General features: G+C 62.2%; 14 protein-coding genes and 1 pseudogene. 2 read left to right on the top strand and 13 right to left on the bottom strand.

Annotated features, from left to right (window positions below; genetic code table 11):
* Positions 1-776: 776 nt before the first annotated feature.
* The 8 genes from EOA13_RS20830 to EOA13_RS20865 all read right to left on the bottom strand — a co-directional run bounded on the left by EOA13_RS20830 (position 777) and on the right by EOA13_RS20865 (position 9,349).
* Positions 777-1,079: a DUF982 domain-containing protein gene (locus EOA13_RS20830; protein ID WP_127295490.1), complete on the bottom strand. Its 303-nt coding sequence runs from the start codon at positions 1,077-1,079 to the stop codon at positions 777-779.
* A gap of 138 nt (positions 1,080-1,217) precedes the next feature.
* On the bottom strand, positions 1,218-2,216 hold the full coding sequence (locus EOA13_RS20835) for a dipeptide ABC transporter ATP-binding protein (protein ID WP_245490439.1): 999 nt from the start codon (positions 2,214-2,216) through the stop codon (positions 1,218-1,220).
* A complete protein-coding gene (locus tag EOA13_RS20840) occupies positions 2,213-3,172 on the bottom strand; it encodes an ABC transporter ATP-binding protein (protein WP_127295492.1) in 960 nt (319 codons plus the stop codon). The genes EOA13_RS20835 and EOA13_RS20840 overlap by 4 nt, the downstream gene beginning before the upstream one ends.
* A complete protein-coding gene (locus tag EOA13_RS20845) occupies positions 3,169-4,140 on the bottom strand; it encodes an ABC transporter permease (protein ID WP_023813929.1) in 972 nt (323 codons plus the stop codon). The genes EOA13_RS20840 and EOA13_RS20845 overlap by 4 nt, the downstream gene beginning before the upstream one ends.
* Positions 4,140-5,156 (bottom strand): ABC transporter permease, encoded by a 1,017-nt coding sequence (locus EOA13_RS20850; protein ID WP_127295494.1) that lies wholly within the window; start codon positions 5,154-5,156, stop codon positions 4,140-4,142. Before EOA13_RS20850 ends, EOA13_RS20845 begins: the two co-directional genes overlap by 1 nt.
* A 39-nt stretch (positions 5,157-5,195) precedes the next feature.
* Entirely contained in the window at positions 5,196-6,857 is a 1,662-nt protein-coding gene (locus tag EOA13_RS20855) for an ABC transporter substrate-binding protein (RefSeq protein WP_127295496.1), read from the bottom strand.
* 17 nt (positions 6,858-6,874) lie between these two features.
* The gene (locus EOA13_RS20860) at positions 6,875-7,780 is read right to left on the bottom strand and encodes a proline iminopeptidase-family hydrolase (protein ID WP_127295498.1); all 906 of its coding nucleotides are present in this window, start codon (positions 7,778-7,780) and stop codon (positions 6,875-6,877) included.
* A gap of 54 nt (positions 7,781-7,834) precedes the next feature.
* Entirely contained in the window at positions 7,835-9,349 is a 1,515-nt protein-coding gene (locus EOA13_RS20865) for a leucyl aminopeptidase (protein ID WP_127295500.1), read from the bottom strand.
* Between the two features lie 246 nt (positions 9,350-9,595).
* Here EOA13_RS20865 and EOA13_RS20870 point away from each other — a divergent pair, with 246 nt between their 5' ends.
* Both EOA13_RS20870 and EOA13_RS20875 read left to right on the top strand, forming a co-directional pair.
* Positions 9,596-10,498 carry a LysR substrate-binding domain-containing protein gene (locus EOA13_RS20870; protein ID WP_127259028.1) on the top strand — a complete coding sequence of 301 codons (903 nt, stop codon included), beginning with the start codon at positions 9,596-9,598 and terminating at the stop codon, positions 10,496-10,498.
* A 244-nt stretch (positions 10,499-10,742) separates the two neighbouring features.
* Positions 10,743-12,200 (top strand): annotated as a pseudogene (locus tag EOA13_RS20875) (NCS1 family nucleobase:cation symporter-1).
* A 38-nt stretch (positions 12,201-12,238) separates the two neighbouring features.
* Here the strand turns inward: EOA13_RS20875 and EOA13_RS20880 are convergent.
* From EOA13_RS20880 to tpiA, 5 genes are all read right to left on the bottom strand, one after another.
* Entirely contained in the window at positions 12,239-12,775 is a 537-nt protein-coding gene (locus EOA13_RS20880) for a DUF1697 domain-containing protein (RefSeq protein ID WP_127295502.1), read from the bottom strand.
* A gap of 18 nt (positions 12,776-12,793) precedes the next feature.
* Complete coding sequence (locus tag EOA13_RS20885; protein ID WP_127295504.1) at positions 12,794-14,431, bottom strand: CTP synthase; 1,638 nt, start codon at positions 14,429-14,431, stop codon at positions 12,794-12,796.
* 137 nt (positions 14,432-14,568) lie between these two features.
* Positions 14,569-15,696: a L,D-transpeptidase gene (locus tag EOA13_RS20890; protein ID WP_127295506.1), complete on the bottom strand. Its 1,128-nt coding sequence runs from the start codon at positions 15,694-15,696 to the stop codon at positions 14,569-14,571.
* Between the two features lie 211 nt (positions 15,697-15,907).
* Positions 15,908-16,378, bottom strand: a complete 471-nt coding sequence (gene secG / locus EOA13_RS20895) for a preprotein translocase subunit SecG (RefSeq protein ID WP_127295508.1) — start codon at positions 16,376-16,378, stop codon at positions 15,908-15,910.
* Between the two features lie 170 nt (positions 16,379-16,548).
* Positions 16,549-17,316, bottom strand: coding sequence for a triose-phosphate isomerase (gene tpiA / locus EOA13_RS20900; RefSeq protein ID WP_127295510.1), 768 nt, complete (start codon positions 17,314-17,316; stop codon positions 16,549-16,551).
* Between the last annotated feature and the right edge of the window lie 102 nt (positions 17,317-17,418).

Below are 17,418 nucleotides of genomic sequence, written 5' to 3' on the forward strand. Positions count from 1 at the left end.
TTCGCGAAGATCCATCGAATAAGGCTTGCCCATCCATGCTGACCTCCTTGCCCAGCATGAAGGTTGAATCAGATTTGCACGCCTAAGGGAATCCCAAGCCGATTCAGTCTCATTTCATCCCGCTCTAGCACAACCTCAAACCGACCTTCGGTATCGGCCACGTCCGCTTTCAGGCGGCGGCTGCGGGTCTTGGACGGCCGAGATCGGGCGCAAAGCGGTCGCTCGCTCTCGTCCGAAGGTGTTTCGACTTCGGGCAAGAATCTCCCGCCCCACCATATTTTGATGCACGCAGAAAGGTGCACACGCCCAACACCGAAGCAAATATCTCGGGACCCTGCGAGTGGGGGAAAGGCGGTAGCGCTCTCCCGACTCGAATCTCCGATGGCGAGCGAACTTTTTCGATGATCACGTTTGTCCCTCAGCGTGACCGGGCGTCCCAATTCTTTCATAAGCACGCGCACTGAGGAGTAAGACAGAACGTTCGAACTTCCAAGAACCAAGAACCCGTTAGGCAAACCGAACGCGGCGGCGGACAATGAGGGTCATGGATATCTCGGCGGACATCCGCGGGGGCGGTCAATATCGTCGGCAGAAGAGCGTCGAAAAGGGCTGTCGGCGGCTCCGTTGAGGGAACGAAAAAAGGAAGAGAAGCAGAACTTTCAAGTGCGATTTTTGCACACAGCCTCCCGCAACTATCTGATTTCCTTCACATAACGCGGCACAACGGTCCCGCGCCCTGCAGCGCGGGACCTTGTGGGGACCGTCAGGACAACAGCCTATCGCCGCAACGCGTGTACGCTTGCCTTGCTTTCGCCGGGCACCGGCAACGCCATGTCGTCATCGAGAAGACGCGTGATGCGGGCAAAGCCGGTGAACGCTTTCCTTGCTTCCTCGGCCGACATCTGGCCCGACAAGGCGGCCGAGCAACAATTCAGCGCGCACTGATAAACCGGACCGCGCCGTCCCGTCGGCCATTTCCGCAAGAACATCATGGCTTCGGCAACACTATCGATTTCTTCCACAGGGTGTCCCTGCCCGCGCGAAATCCGCACGGGCGAAAAGAAATGCAATTGATCCATCGTTTCCTCCCGGTCGACCGCAATGCGCTCGATCGAACCCCACCAAACGCGCCAATAGCCGGTTGGTTCCAGGCAAAAATGGAATTTTTTAGAAATTTGTCAGGCGAAGGCGATCACCCGTGCGGTGGTGAGTGTCGCCTACATCGTGGGGAAGTGGCAGGCGACTTTGCGACCGGGCCGGTATTCCCGTAACTGCGGCCGCTCCGAACGGCAGCGCTCCGCCGCGATCGGGCATCGGGGATGGAAACGGCAGCCGGTTGGAGGGTTCAGGGGGCTCGGTACGTCGCCGGTGAGGATGATGCGCTTGCGCGTCCCACCGGGCGTCGTCTCCACGACGGGAACCGCCGAGATCAGCGCCTGGCTATAGGGATGGGCTGGTGCTGCAAACACTTCTTCCGCCGACCCTTCTTCGACGATCGAGCCGAGATACATGACCGCGATGCGGGTTGAAACCTGACGTACCACAGACAGGTCGTGGGCGATGAAGATGTAAGTGAGGTTGAGCTTCTCCTGCAGATCGGCAAGCAGATTGACGATTTGCGCCTGCACCGACACGTCGAGCGCGGAGACGGGTTCGTCCAGGACCACGAGGTCCGGGTTCAGGGCAATAGCCCGCGCGATGCCGACGCGCTGGCGTTGTCCGCCGGAAAATTCGTGCGGAAACCGCATGACGTGATCCGGCAGCAAGCCGACAAGGTCGAACAGTTCCGCCACGCGTTTGGTGATCTCGCTCGACGAGAGCCTGCCATGGATGCGCAGCGGCTCGGCCACCAGGTCGCCGACGCGCCGGCGCGGATTGAGCGATGCCGACGGATCCTGGAAAACCATTTGCAGGCGGCGCCGCAGCGGCCTGAGTTCAGACAGCGACTTCGAGGTGATGTCGTTGCCTTCGAACAGAAGCTCGCCGTCCGATATGTCGTAGAGCCTCACTAGGCAGCGCGCCAGCGTGGACTTGCCGCATCCGGATTCGCCGACCAGCCCGACCGTCTCGCCGCGCCACACGGTCAGGGAAACATTGTCGACCGCATGAACGGTTCGCTTGCCCTCGGCGGAAAAGCGGCTGCCGATGGAAAAGCGCTTGCCCAGCGAACGCGTCTCGAGGATTGGGCGGTTCTTGTCGATCATCGGTCCGCTCATGCCTGTGTCACCCTGAAGCATGCCGCGGCATGGGTGCCGCTCCCGAGGTCGGGCTTGCCGGCCTCGCAGGGCTCGTAGTGAACCGGGCACCGCGGACCGAACGCACAGCCCTGCGGCAATCGCAGCAATGACGGCGGCGAACCGGGAATGGCCGGCAGGCGCCGTGGTTTTTCGCCGGTCAGCGGCGGGATCGAACCCAGCAGCGCGCGCGTATAGGGGTGTCGCGGATCGGAAAACAGCTCCGCGCGACTGCCGCGCTCCACCACGCGGCCGGCATACATGACCATGACCCGGTCGGCGAGTTCGGAGACCACGCCCATGTCATGCGTGATGAAGACGACCGCCGACTTGTGCGTCGCGCGCAGCTTGCGCACCAGATCGAGAATACCGGCCTGTACGGTGACGTCGAGCGCCGTGGTCGGTTCGTCAGCCACCAGCAGCGCCGGATTGCAGGACAAAGCCATTGCGATCACCGCCCGTTGACGCATGCCTCCGGACAGTTGGTGCGGGTAGCGCGACATTGCCTCGTGCGGGTTGGGAAAATTCACCTCGGCCAGCAGTTCCTCGACGCGCTCCATCGCCTTGGACTTGCTGATGTTGCGATGCGCGCGGATCTGTTCGGCGATCTGCCAGCCGATCGTGTAGACAGGCGTCAGGGCGGTCATCGGATCCTGGAAGATCATCGCGATCTCGTTGCCGCGCAGCCGCCTGAGTTCGCGCGCGGGCAGTCCCACGAGTTCGCGGCCCTTGTAGCGGATCGACCCTTCGATGGTGGCGTTGGGATCGGTGATGAGACCCATGACGGCCAGCAGCGACACGGTCTTGCCGGAACCGGACTCGCCTACGACGCCGAGGATTTCGCTCTCCTCGAGGTCGAAGGAAACGCCATCGATGGCCCGCACCAGGCCATCATTTGTGCGGAAGGAAACCCTGAGGTCGCGCACCGACAGTATCATGATGTCCTCAGGCGCGGATCGAGAAGGATGTAGACGAAATCGACGACCGCATTGGCGATAACCACGAACATGGACGCATACATCACCGTCGCCATGATCATCGGCAGATCGAGATTCTGCAGAGCGTCATAAGTGAGCTTGCCGATGCCGTGCAGCCCGAACACCACCTCTGTGAGCAAGGCCGAGCCTCCCACCAGCGCGCCGAAATCCAGGCCGAACAGAGTGACGAAGGCGATGAGCGACGTGCGCAAGGCATGGCGCAGCAGGATGCGGGTTTCCGACAGCCCCTTGGCCCGGGCCGTGCGGATATAGTCTTCCTGCAGCGATTCGATGATTGCCGCGCGCAGCACGCGCCCGTAAATGCCGATATAGAGAATGGACAGTGTGATCCAGGGAATGACCAAGGTCAGAAACCAGCCCTTCGGATCGTCGGAGAAATTCTTGTAGCCGAGCGGTGGCACCCAGGAGAACGCCCAGCTGTCGTGGTAGCGGCTCTGGGTGATCAGGTTCATCACTTCGCCCAGCCAGTACACCGGCATCGAAATACCGAGCAGCCCCAGCGCCATCAGCAGCTTGTCCAGCCAGCTGCCGCGCGTGGCGGCGGCGGCGATGCCGATGATGATGGAGACGACCACCCACAGGATCGCCGCTCCGAACACCAGCGAGAGTGTAACCGGGATCGAATCCATGACCGCCGGCACCACCTTCCAGCCACGATTGACGAAGGAGGTCAGATCGCCGGTGACGAAGATCTTCTCCATCATCGTCACATATTGCACGTAGAGCGGCCGGTCGAAGCCGAAGCTGTGGCGTACCGCCTCCAGCACTTCGGGCGATGCATTGCGGCCGGCGATGCGCGCAGCCGGGTCGGCGCCCGGCGTTGCGAAGAAAATCAGGAAGACGATGACCGAGATGCCGAACATCACGAACAGCATCTGGCCGAAACGGCGCAGGATGGCGTAGATCATCAGTCGCGCCCCAGCCGAACCTTGGAGCGCGGATCGAGCGCGTCGCGCAGGCCGTCGCCAAAGACATTGAGCGCCATGACGGAAACCGCGATCGCCAGCCCCGGCACCAGCGCCACCAATGGCCTGGTGTAAAGCAGCGCCTGCCCGTCCTGGATGATGGTGCCCCAGCTCGCGGCGGGCGGCTGCACGCCGATCGACAGGAAGGAGAGTGCCGATTCCGTAAGCATGTTCAGCGCCATCATCAGCGGCACGAAGACGATGAGCGTGGTGGTGACGTTGGGCAGGATGTCGCGCCACAGGATGCGCCACCCCGGCACGCCCAGATTGATCGCGGCCAGCACGAACTCGCTCTTGCGCAGCGCCAGAACCTGCCCGCGGATTGGGCGGGCCACATAGGGCACGTAGACGATGCCGATGATGATGACAGGCAGCCACAGACTGCCGGACTCGATCTGGATCGGTCCGATCGTGATGCCATGCGCGATGGTGACGATGGAGAGCGAAATCGCCAGCAGATAGATCGGGAACGCCCACAGTATGTCGAGGAACCGCGACAGCACCGTGTCGGTGACGCCGCCGAAATAGCCGGCGATCAATCCCGCCGCCGTGCCCAGGATCAGGGTGAAGATAGTGGCTGCTCCGGAGATCAACAACGAGCTCAGCCCGCCGTAGAGCATCCTGGCCATGACATCGCGGCCCTGGCTGTCGGCGCCGAGGAAATAATTGCCCAGCCGCCAGGTCGGGCCGAGCGGTGTGTAGCCAAGCCCCAGCCCTTCCGTCGATTGTTCCATCACCGGAACGTCGGCACCGTCGATCTGGATGACGGCGTCGAGCGTCGAGGCGAAGGGATCCACGCCTGCCCATTTCGCATAAAGAGGCGCACTGAGGCAGGCAAGGACGATGAGGAGGAACACGGCCAGCGACGCCATGGCAGCCCTGTCCCTTGCCAGCTTCGTAAACGCGACGGCCCAGGGCCCTCGCGTCTTGCGCGGCGCGGCGACAGCTACGTTCGACACGGACGTGCCCCTCCGCGGTTCGTTACTGCACCCAGGCCATTACTGTACCCAGGATTGGGTGATCATCCAGTTGAACTGCCGGTTGAACTTGAAATTGCCGAGACGTTTGCTGACAAAGTCAAGCCGCTTCGGCGTGAAGAGGCCAACGGCGGGTGCCTTGTCGGTGACTTGCCTGTCGATTTCAGCCCACATTTTGTCGGCGGCTTTCTGGTCGGTGACGCCGAGGTCCAATGCTTTTTGCATCTTGGCGTCGATTTCCTTGTCGCAGAAGCCGGCGATGTTAATCGAGGCATCCGAGCCTTCACGGAAGGAGGCGCAGCTGAACAGGATGTTCAGGAAGTCCGAAGCCGCAGGATAGTCCTTGTACCACTGGGTGACGGACATCTGCACCTTGTTGTTGGTGTTCTGGATGTAGGTGAACTGGATGTTCGACGAGATCGGCTTGACGTCGGCGACATAGCCGATGCTGGTCAGCACGCTCTGCAGATAGACGCCGATGGAGCGTGAAATGGCGGTGTCCTCGACGATAATGGTCACCTTCTGGCCCTTGGTGCCGGAGTCCTCGACGAGCTGCTTTGCCTTGTCGAGGTCGGGGGCCGACCATTTGGCGCCCGGATTCTTGGTGAAGGGGCAATAGTCTTCATGGCCGGGGAAGTCCGGCGGCAGGACCTGGCAGACCGGCGAGGCCAACACCTTGCCGCCGAACAGCTTGACCAGCGTGTTGCGATCGATCGCGTAGGCAACGGCCTGGCGGGCTTTTTCATTGTCGAAGGGTGCGAGACGGTTGTTCAGCGGCGCGTACCACCAAGCCGAAAGCGGTGAGATGTGCAGCTGGTCCATGGATTTGCTGCCGAGTTCGCCGAGGCGGTCGCTCGGCAGAGCGTCGAACATCCAGTCCGCTTCGCCGTTCTGGATCGCGGTGACGGCTGCCTCTTCGGACAGGCCGAAATCATATTGGACGACATCCGGATAGCCGTCCGGCTGGGCTTCTTCGCTCCACTGCTTGAAATTGGGGTTGCGGGAAACCGTCATGCCCTTGTTGGGGTCGAAGGCGGAGATCATGTACGCGCCGGTGCTGGGAATGGGCTTGGAACCCATGTCTTCGGCGGGCGTGTCCGCCGGCAGGACCACGGCATGCGGCAATGCCAGCTTGTAGAGCAGCTCGGCATCCGGCTTGTTGATGTTGATGGTGATGGTGCCGCCCGCTTCGTCGCCGACAACGCCGCCTTCCAGCGTGCAGCTCTTGGTGTCGGCCAGGCATTTGTCGGCACCGACGATACCGGCATAGAACGTGCCGGAGGTGGGTCCGGAAACCTTGAAGATGCGCTGGAAGGAAGCGACGACGTCCTTCACGCCAAGATCCTGGCCGCTGGAGAACTTGATGCCCTTGCGCAGCTTGAAGGTGAAGGTCTTGCCGTCATTGCTGACCTGCGGCAGGGCCTCGGCCAGATCGGGAACGATGGTGAAGCCGTCCATGCCCTCGGCCTTGCGGAAGGCCACCAGGCCGTCATAGATCGGCTGGTACATCTGCCAGCCCTGGTCTGTGTAATTGATGTGCGGATCGAGCGTTCCGGCCGCGGAGCGGGCCAGCAGGCGGATGGTGCCGCCTCGGTGCTCCTTGAGATATTCGGCCTGTGCCGGGGCCAGCCATGTACCGGCCAGCAATGCCGCGGCTGTTGCCGCCAGAAGCAGTTTCTTCATGTCTTGATTCCCCTTTTTCAGTTATCGTTGTGATCCAGGAAGTCTCCCACCACCCGCATGCACGCATCTTGCTCTTCGACATGCGGCATGTGGCTGGAATGCTCGAATATCTCCCAGCGAGACCCCTTGATGCCGTCCTTGTAGGGCTGCACGGTCGCGGGCGTGGCCTCGTCGTGACGTCCGGAGATGATCAGTGTGGGAACATCAATGGCCGGCAGGCGCTCGACGATGCTCCAGTTCTTCAGCGTTCCGATGACATGGAACTCGTTTGGCCCATTCATCAGATTATAGACGGTCGGATTGCGAACGACCTGGGCGAAACTTTCCGTGACTTCCGGCGGGAAAGGCACGACGCGGCAGACATGCCGCTCGTAGAACACCATTGTCGCCGCCTGGTACGCCGCATCGTCGGTCGTGCCGGCCTGCTCGTGTCGGGTCAGAGTCTCCTGCACATCGGCAGGCAGATCGGCACGCAACCGGTTGGCCTCTTCGACCCACAGCGTCATGGACGCCGGTGAGTTGGCAATGGTCAGCGACTTCAGACCCTGCGGCCGCGTCACCGCATATTCGGCGCCCAGCATGCCGCCCCAGCTCTGGCCGAGCACGTGGAAGCCCGCCCTAATACCGAGGTGGTCGACCAGGTTTTCAAGCTCGTCGATGAACAGCCCAGGTGTCCAGAAATCGGCGCCTTTCTCAGGCAGCAAGGTGGAATTGCCGCAGCCCAACTGGTCATAATGAATGACGGCGCGATCCCTGCGCGCAAGAAGCTTGTAGGCGTCGACATAATTGTGGGCGACGCCCGGTCCGCCATGCAGGATCACCACCGGCGCCTTTTCGCCACCGAGTTCGCCACTGACCCGATACCAGGTCTCGTAGGCACCGAAAGCGCCCCGTCCTTCCATGCCGATGATCTCAGATGACATCCCAGTTCCCAGTGCGGTTGAAGGCATCTTGTATTTGTCCGTGACGACGGGCGCCTAACTCATGTTGCGGGTGACCTGCACCCACTCTTCCAGCATCTGCACGCCAAATGCCGTGGCGCCTTGCCTGCCGAGAGGCCGATCGGTGTCGGTCAGTTCCTTGCTGGCGATGTCGAGATGCACCCAGGGGCGATCTTCCGTGAAATGGCGCAGGAAGGCCGCGGCATAGGGAGCGTCGCCATCTTCCATGTCCTTGGCATGATGCCTGAGGTCCGCGAACGGCGATTGCAGACCCTCATCATAGGCCCGGTCGAGCGGCAGCCGCCAGAACCGTTCGCCGACCGCTTCTCCGGCCGCGATCATCTGTGACGCGATGGTATCGTCGGTGCTGAACAGGCCGGCGAATATCGACCCCAGGCCACGCGTCACCGAATAGGTCAGCGTCGCCAGATCGACGATCACCGAAGGGTTGAAGCGCGTGGCTGCATAGTGGAGGCAGTCGGCCAGAAGCAGGCGTCCTTCCGCGTCCGTGTCGAACACTTCCACGGTCTGTCCCGAGGCCGTGGTGATGATGTCGCGCGGTTTGAGCGCGGTGCCCGATGGCATGTTCTCGGCGATGCCGAGAACACCGACAACGTGTACCGGGCTGCCTTGCCGGGCGAGCGCGATCAGCAGGCCGACCACAGCGGCCGCTCCGCCCATGTCGGCCTTCATGTCGAACATCTGCGCTCCGCCTTTGATGCAGAGGCCTCCCGAATCGAAGCAGACGCCCTTGCCGACGAAAGCGAGTGGTTGGGCGGGAGCACCCTTGCCCCGGTAGCGCAGGACAGCGACCCGCGGCGGGCGCGCCGAGCCCGATCCAACAGCAAGAAGCGCGTTCATGCCGAGCTCCTTCAGTTGCGCGGCATCGAGCATTTCGATGTCGATGCCGGCTTCACGCAACGGCTCCAGATGGTCATGGAAATTGTCGGGGTGGAGATGGTTCGGCGGCAGGTTGACCAGGGTGCGTGCATATTCCACGCCGTCGGCGATGGCATTGATCCGCGCCAGCGCCGCGGTCAGATCCGGGCCGCCGGCCCCGACCAGTTTCACCCGCAAGGTTCGATCCGCTCCTGCTCCTTGCCGCCGGTTGCGCATGTCGAAACGATAGCGGCGCAGCCGCATGCCAAGCGCGACACGCGCCAGGATTTCGGCTCCGGGCAGGTCAACGCCGGCGATGGGGTCCAGGACCAGGGTGGCCGCGCATTCTCCCTTGCCCTCCAGATGCGCGGCAAGCAGACCGCCGGCGCGTGCCAACGACAGGGCGGTTACGACTTCAGCTTTGCCCAAGGCCAGGACGACCACGCGCTTGGTCGATACGGCCTGCGGAGCAATAAGATCGATGCAGGTGCCGGATTCGGCCAAGGCGGCCGGGTCGGAGCAGGCGCGAGAGAGAATTCCGCTCATCTCGGCATCCAGGGCGACTGCCCGCGGGCCAAAGCCCGTGTGGGCAGTTTGCAAAATCACGACGACAGAGGCTTCGGCGGAAATCTCGTCCGCGGTCTCGAAAACCGGCGCTGGCGATTGAGGCATAGGCTGGCGCTCTCTCCAATTGCGGCAATACCAGCCGGTAGCGAGCAACGCTTCGCTCGCCCCGGTGGAGACTGGTCAAGCCGGTCTCCGCCATTCGTGGTATAATGCCGGTCCCCAAACAGTCGCTTTCTTGAGACGACTTAATTGCTCTTGTCTTCTGGGTATCCCCTAACGGGGCAGGCGATCAAACGCGAATTCTGCCCATGTCGATTGACAAAAACTCAACTGACAATTCATGATCGGCCAATGGCCCTTCCCTCACTCAATGGCATGCGCGCTTTCGAGGCCGCCGCTCGCCTCGGCAGCGTCAAGGACGCGGCGGAAGAACTGCATCTGACACCCTCGGCTGTCAGCCGCCACATCCGCGCGCTTGAACGAAATCTCGGCCAGGACCTGTTCGAACGCGGTTTTCGCCAGATAACGCCAACCATCAGGGGCTCCTACTATGCACGCAGCCTCTCGGAGGCGTTCGAAGCCATCTGGCGCGCCACCGATGACGTCAGCCTCTCCGAGGGGTCGCGCCACGGCAAGATCCAACGGGTCCGGGTCTTGTGCGTGCCCACCGTTCTGAACCTTTGGCTGGCGGACCGGTTGCCGAACTTTCGCCGGTTGCATCCGTCGGTGGATCTGGAGATCTCCACTTCAGGCAAGCGCGCCAACTTCGATTTGGCCATTGTCGACGAGTTCGTCTACAAGGCCGGCCCGGCTTTGACGCTGCTGATCCCGCTGCTTTTGACGCCGGTCTGTGCGCCTTCGCTTCTGGAGGGGCCCGTGCCGCTACGATCGCCGGCCGATCTGGTCAATCATCATCTGATCCATGAATGCGAAACCATGAGATGGAAGCGTTGGCTGGAGCAGGAAGGCGTTCTGGAAACGACGCCAAAATCCAGCACAACACTTGATGATTGCACCTTGATCATGCGCGAAGCGATCAATGGGGCGGGAATAGCGCTCGCGGACACGATCATGGCGCAAGATTTTCTGCAGCAAGGCAAACTGGTCGCCCCGTTCCATGCCCGCCACACATATCCGGCCGGCATCTACCTGCATCAGCGTCGCAGCATCGGCAACAAACCAGGCACCGGCCTGTTTCAGGATTGGCTGCTCGCCGAAGTCGCGGACCACAAGCAGGTGATGGCCATCGCTTAGATGGCCCCCTACCGAAGGTGTCGGCAGCCACCGCTTCAGATTGGAAGCCCAGCGTCGAACTTCGAATCATCCGTGCCGGGTTCAGCGATGACCCACCATCGCCTTGCATCGATAATCGCAGTTCTCATTGAATATCTTTAAGGCCAAAGCCGGCAAATAGGTTGCTTGTCGGTTCCCCTGCGGCAGGCTTAACCTGCACGCGGCCAACGCGTGAGGGCGCGTGCTGCAAAAGGGGAACATTGCCATGACAATACAGGGTGCTTCACCTGATCTGTACAACGAGGATCTGGCTCCGGCCAAAGTTCGAAACTGGGGACCATTCTCGATCTTCAACGTCTGGACGTCGGACGTCCACAGCCTTTGGGGCTACTATCTTGCCGCCAGCCTGTTCCTGTTCTGCGGCGGCTTCGTCAATTTCATCATCGCCATCGGCATCGGATCGCTGATCATCTACGCGCTGATGAACATGGTCGGCTATGCCGGCGTGAAGACGGGCGTGCCCTACCCCGTGCTTGCCCGCGCCTCTTTCGGCATCTGGGGCGCCAACATACCGGCACTGGTGCGCGCCATCGTCGCCTGCTTCTGGTACGGCGCGCAGACGGCCGCCGCCTCGGGCGCGATCGTGGCGCTGCTGATCCGCACGCAGTGGTTCGCCGATTTCAACGCCAGCACGCATTTCCTCGGCCATACCGGCCTGGAGGTGATCTGCTTCGTGGTTATCTGGGGGCTGCAACTGCTGATCATCCAGAACGGCATGGAAACGGTGCGCCGTTTCCAGGACTGGGCCGGCCCCGCGGTGTGGGTGATGATGCTGATCCTGGCGATCTATCTCTGCGTCAAATCCGGGAGATTTGCCTTCACCAGCGACATCCCGATGGACGTGTTGCTGGACAAGACGAAGGACGCGGGCGTGCCCGGCACGCCCGGCTCGTGGACTTCGCTGTTTGCGGTGGCAGCAATCTAGGTCACCTATTTCTCGGCGCTCTATCTCAACTTCTGCGATTTCGCCCGTTACGCGCCGGACAAGGCATCGCTGCGCAAGGGCAACATCTGGGGCCTGCCGATCAACCTCATCCTGTTCTCGCTGGTCGCCGGCGTCACCACCATTGCCGCCTTTGACGTCTATGGCGAAGTGCTGCTGCATCCCGACCAGATCTCGGCGAAATTCGACAGCTGGTTCCTGGCGGCGCTCGCAGCCCTGACCTTTGCGGTTGCGACCCTGGGCATCAACGTGGTCGCCAATTTCGTCTCGCCGGCCTTCGACTTCTCCAACGTCTTCCCCAGGCAGATCGACTTCAAGAAGGGCGGCTATATCGCGGCCGTCATTGCCCTGCTGCTCTATCCCTTCGCGCCATGGGAAGGCAGTGCCGCTTCCTTCGTCAACATCATCGGCGCGACGATGGGGCCGATCTTCGGGGTGATGATGGTCGACTACTACCTGATCCGGAAGGGTGAGGTCGACGTTGAGGCGCTTTACCGCGAAAACGGCGAGTTCCGTTTCCAGGGCGGCTGGCACGTCAATGCCTTTATCGCCGCCGGCATCGGCGCCATCTTCTCGTCGATCCTGCCCAACTTCACCAACTGGCTGCCGTCCTGGTGGGGCGTCTATGGCTGGTTCTTCGGCGTGGCGATCGCCGGCATCATCTACTACGTGCTGCGCACCGCCGCTTTGGGCGCCGGCGCCAGGACCGCGAAAGCCTGACAAGGTGAATTTTGGGGCGGCGAGAGCCGCCCCAAAACCTACCCGAGCATCTCGGCCAATCTGCGCACTGTGTTCCAGTTGCGCGACGTGCCCGTGCCCATGCGCTTGTGATTCATCGCCGCAAGCAGCCGCGAGCTTGGCCTCTCGCGTGAAAAGACGACCCAAATGTCGCCGCCGACCGAAGTCACTTTTTCATCCTCGCCGGCATAGGCTTGGAGCCCCTTCACGGCCTCCACGGGCGCAGGCTTGCGCATCACCCGTACGGCCGCCTGATCGCCTGCTTTAGCCGAATCGGCCGGGAACGGATTGCTGGCGGCAAGCTTCAGCCAGTCCTCGGCACCGCGCACGAGGATATCGACATGGCGGCCGAAGGTTTTTTCAAAGGCTGCCTCCAACCACCGTTCGAGGTCGGCGATATCAGTTGCCGGTGCCTCGAAGACCAGATTGCCCGTCGCCACCAGCGTGCGCGGGTTGTTCAGCCCGAGCTCTTCGGCCATGGCCTTGAGGTCGGCCATGACGACCCGGCGGCCCTCGCCCAGGATGATGCTGTAAAGCAGCGCGACATAGGTCTGCATTGCCGCCCGACCTGATCGCTACACCAACCGGCTCTGCTCCACCGCCGCCTCGATGAAACTGGCGAACAGCGGATGCGGGTCGAGCGGCCGGCTTTTCAGTTCCGGATGATATTGCACGCCGATGAACCAGGGGTGGTCTGGATACTCGACCGTCTCCGGCAGCACGCCGTCGGGCGACATGCCGGCAAACACCAGGCCGCAATCTTCGAGCCGCTCCTTGTAGTCGACATTGACCTCGTAGCGGTGGCGATGGCGCTCGAAAATCTGTGTGTCGCCGTAAATCTCGGCGATCTTGGAGCCCTTGGCGAGTTCGGCCTGATAGGCGCCGAGCCGCATCGTGCCGCCGAGATCGCCGGTTTCGCGGCGCTTCTCCAGCATGTTGCCTTTCAGCCATTCGGTCATCAGGCCGACGACCGGTTCCTCGGTCGGGCCGAACTCGGTCGAAGACGCATGCTCGACGCCGGCCAGCGACCGCGCCGCCTCGATGCAGGCCATCTGCATGCCGAAGCAGATACCGAAATACGGCACTTTTCGCTGGCGTGCGAATTTCGCCGCCAGGATCTTGCCTTCGGAACCGCGCTCGCCAAAGCCGCCGGGAACCAGGATGCCATGCACCTTTTCCAGCCAGGGCGTCGGATCCTCCTTTTCGAAGATCTCCGATTCGATCCAGTCGAGCTTGACCTTGACGTGGTTGGCCAGGCCGCCATGCGACAGCGCCTCGATCAGCGATTTGTAGGCATCCTTGAGGCCGGTATATTTGCCGACCACGGCGATGGTGACCTCGCCTTCCGGATTGTGGATGCGGTTGGACACCGCCTGCCAGGGCTCCATGCGCGGCTTCGGCGCCGGATCGATGCCGAAAGCGGCCAGCACTTCCGAATCGAGCCCTTCCTTGTGATAGGCCATCGGCACATCGTAGATATGCGGCACGTCGAGCGCCTGGATGACCGCACTTTCGCGCACATTGCAGAACAGCGACAGTTTTCTGCGCTCTTCCTTGGGAATGGCGCGGTCGGCGCGGACCAGCAGGATGTCGGGCGCGATGCCGATGCCGCGCAGTTCCTTGACCGAATGCTGGGTCGGCTTGGTTTTCAGCTCACCCGCCGTCGGGATGTAGGGCATCAGCGTCAGATGGACGTAGACGGCGTTGTTGCGCGGCAGATCATTGCCGAGCTGTCGTATAGCCTCCAGGAACGGCATCGCCTCGATGTCGCCGACCGTGCCGCCGATCTCGCACAGCACGAAATCATAGTCGTCATTGCCGTTGAGAACGAAATTCTTGATCTCGTCGGTGACGTGCGGAATGACCTGCACGGTTGCGCCGAGATAATCGCCGCGCCGCTCACGCTCAATGATGTTCTTGTAGATGCGGCCGGTGGTGATGTTGTCCTGCTGATTGGCGGAGCGGCCGGTGAAGCGCTCGTAATGGCCAAGATCGAGATCGGTTTCCGCGCCATCATCAGTGACGAAAACCTCGCCATGCTGGTACGGCGACATCGTGCCCGGATCGACATTGAGGTAGGGATCGAGTTTTTTGATGCGTGCGCGATAGCCTCGCGCCTGCAGGAGAGCCCCAAGGGCCGCTGCGGCTATGCCTTTTCCAAGTGAGGAAACCACGCCGCCTGTGATGAATACATATCGCGCCATGGGAGTCATCGCTTAACGCGGCCGGATTGATTCCGCCAGAGAAAAAACCACCGCGAAGGTTTTTTCCCAAGAAGGCGCTCGGATCGTGAACAGGGCAAAACAAAAGGGCCGGCTGAGCCGGCCCTTTCGGCAGGATGACGAAAACGTCAGATGATGACGACCTTGGTGCCAACCCTGACGCGGCTGTAGAGGTCCATGACGTGCTCGTTGATCATGCGGAAGCAGCCATTTGAGGCGCTGGTTCCGATCGACTGCGGCGCGATGGTGCCGTGGATGCGCAGATGCGTGTCCTTTTTGCCGTCATAGAGATAGATGGCGCGCGCGCCGAGCGGATTCTGGCCACCGCCGGGCATGCCGTCCTTGTACTGGCCGTAATGCTTCGGCTCACGCTTCTGCATGTCCAGCGTCGGGATCCAGCGCGGCCATTCCTGCTTGTCGCCGACCGCAACCGTACCCTTGTACTGCAGACCCTCGCGGCCGACCGCAATGGCGTAGCGGCGGGCGGTGGAGGACGATTCGACGAGGTAGAGGCGCCGCGCGCTGGTGTCGATGACGATGGTGCCCGCATCGTAACCGCTGAATTCCACGTCCTGCGGCACGAATTCCGGCTTCACCTTGAACTGCTTCTTGGCTTCCCTCTTGGCGAGCACCTGGTCGAGAGCCCGTGTCTCAGGGAGATAGCTTATCGAAGACCCGGACGAGGTGCCGCCGAAGAGACCGGCGAACAGACCACCGCTGCTCGGCTGCTTCTGGCCGATGACCTCGCTGCGCAGCTCGCCATTGTTGCCGGTCAAGGCGACGTTCATCGCCTCTGCCGGAAGCGGCTCTGCCGACTGGATCGGCGCGATCGGTTCGATAGGCTCGATGATCTTGGCAACCTGCTTCTTGGCCGGCTTGGCATCGGCCACCTCGGTCGCCGGCGCGCTCTTGCCCTTCTTGGCCAGGAACGCCTGCCGTTCAGCGTCGGCCCTGGCCTTGGCCGCCTCCCGCATCGCCAGTTTCCTGGCTTCGAGCGCCTTGGCTTTGGCGGCCTCCTTGTCGGCAACGATCTTGGCCTCGATCTTCTTGATCTGGGCGAGGTCGTCGGGCGTCGGGTTTTTCTTCTTCTTGAGAAGCTTCAATTGCGACGAGTCACTTTTGACGGCGACGTTGATGGCGGAGGTTGTTTCAACCGAAGGCTGTGCGGCCATATTGGCCGGAACGCCAGCGAAAGCGGGGGAACTGATGCCGATTGCGGCACAAAGTCCCAGGAAAATGAAGCTGCGAAGCTGCATGGCGAAGATCCGATCGTTCTATGCTTGTTGCCCACGGCGTCGCCCAGCGCCCCCCAAGGGCGCCGGAAGTGCCGCGCGCAATCTATAGTCGAATAAGCGCGGGGGCCTCAAGCGCGAGGCCCCGCCTCACCCAGTCGAATCTTTGTGATCTCGCTGCATTTGCCGCGACTGTGTTCAAACGAGCACAGATCGCGGCTTCAGCCGCCGAAGACTACTGGTTTGGAACCTGCGGGGTCGCCGGCGCGGCGGGAGCCGTGCCGTTGGTCGCCGGCGACGTCGAACCGGCGGCAGGCGCCGTGGCCGGGGCAGTCGCCGGAGCCGCGGCGTCGTTGCCGGACGGCGGCGTCGGCGTGGTGCTGCCGGCGGGCGCCGGGGTGGTCGTGCCGGGCAACTGGTTGAGCACGCCTTTGCCTGCACCGTCCGATGTCGCCGGCACGCGGTCGAGGATATCGATCGGCTTCTCGCCGTAGCGGGCGACGATCGACAGGGTCAAGGACGTGGCGAAGAAGGCGGCCGCCAGGATCGCCGTCGCACGCGTCAGCGCATTGGCAGCACCACGCGCGGTCATGAAGCCGGATCCGCCGCCGATGCCGAGGCCACCGCCTTCGGAACGCTGCAGCAGCACCACGCCGACAAGGGCGAGCACGACCATGAGATGGATGACGATCAGTACGGTTTCCATAGTTTATCCTGGCAAGGCCTTGCCCGGCCGCGGACACGACCGGTGAATTGGAGGCGGCTCAATACAATGCTTTGACGGCATTTCCAAGCCCGTGGCCGGAATATGGGAAGCAGCCCGCCCTTTGCAACGATTTCCGGCACCGGAAGCCCTGTCCGGCGTGACGAATGTCTTCAACCGATATTGCGATAAGCCTCGGCGATGGCGAGAAAATCCGCCGCTTTCAGGCTGGCGCCGCCGACCAGTGCACCGTCGACATTCCTGACGCCGAGCAGTTCGACCGCGTTGGAGGGTTTGACCGAGCCGCCATAGAGAATGCGCACCTTCGCCGCGACGCCGCCGAGCTTTTCCGACAGCCTTTCGCGGATATGTGCGTGTGCTTCGGCAACATCGGCCGCGGTCGGCGTCAGGCCGGTGCCGATCGCCCATACCGGCTCATAGGCGATGATGGTGTTGGACGGGGTGGCGCTTGGCGGGACCGAACCATCGACCTGCCGCGACAGCACGTCCAGTGTGGCGCCCGCTTCACGCTGTTCATGCGTTTCGCCGACGCAAATGATGGCAACAAGCCCGGCACGCCATGCGGCGGATGCCTTGGCCTGGACTGTGGCGTCATCCTCGCCGCGCTGCTCGCGGCATTCGGAATGGCCGACGATGACATGGCTCGCACCGGCATCCCTGAGCATTTCCGCAGAGATGCAGCCGGTGTAGGCGCCGCTCTCCTTGGTATGGCAATCCTCACCGCCGGCATGCACCGGCGTGCGTGACAGGATCTCCGCGGCGTGGGCAAGCAGGGTTGCGGGAACGCAAACCAGGGCTTCGGTCTCCGCATCAAGTCCGCTCATGAAACCGTTGCCGATCATCCTGAGCTCGTTGAGCGAGGCACTGGTGCCGTTCATTTTCCAGTTGCCGGCGACGAGCGGGCGAATTCCTGGCGTCATGGGTTTGCTTCTCCGGGCGATATCGGGGCTCTGGCCCTCACTACCAAAATCAGGCCACAAAGCAATCGACAGTGGGCCGGAAGGGCGCTATTGCGCTTGTTT

The organism is Mesorhizobium sp. M7A.F.Ca.US.011.01.1.1 (assembly GCF_003998295.1).
In the GTDB taxonomy this organism is placed as follows: domain Bacteria; phylum Pseudomonadota; class Alphaproteobacteria; order Rhizobiales; family Rhizobiaceae; genus Mesorhizobium.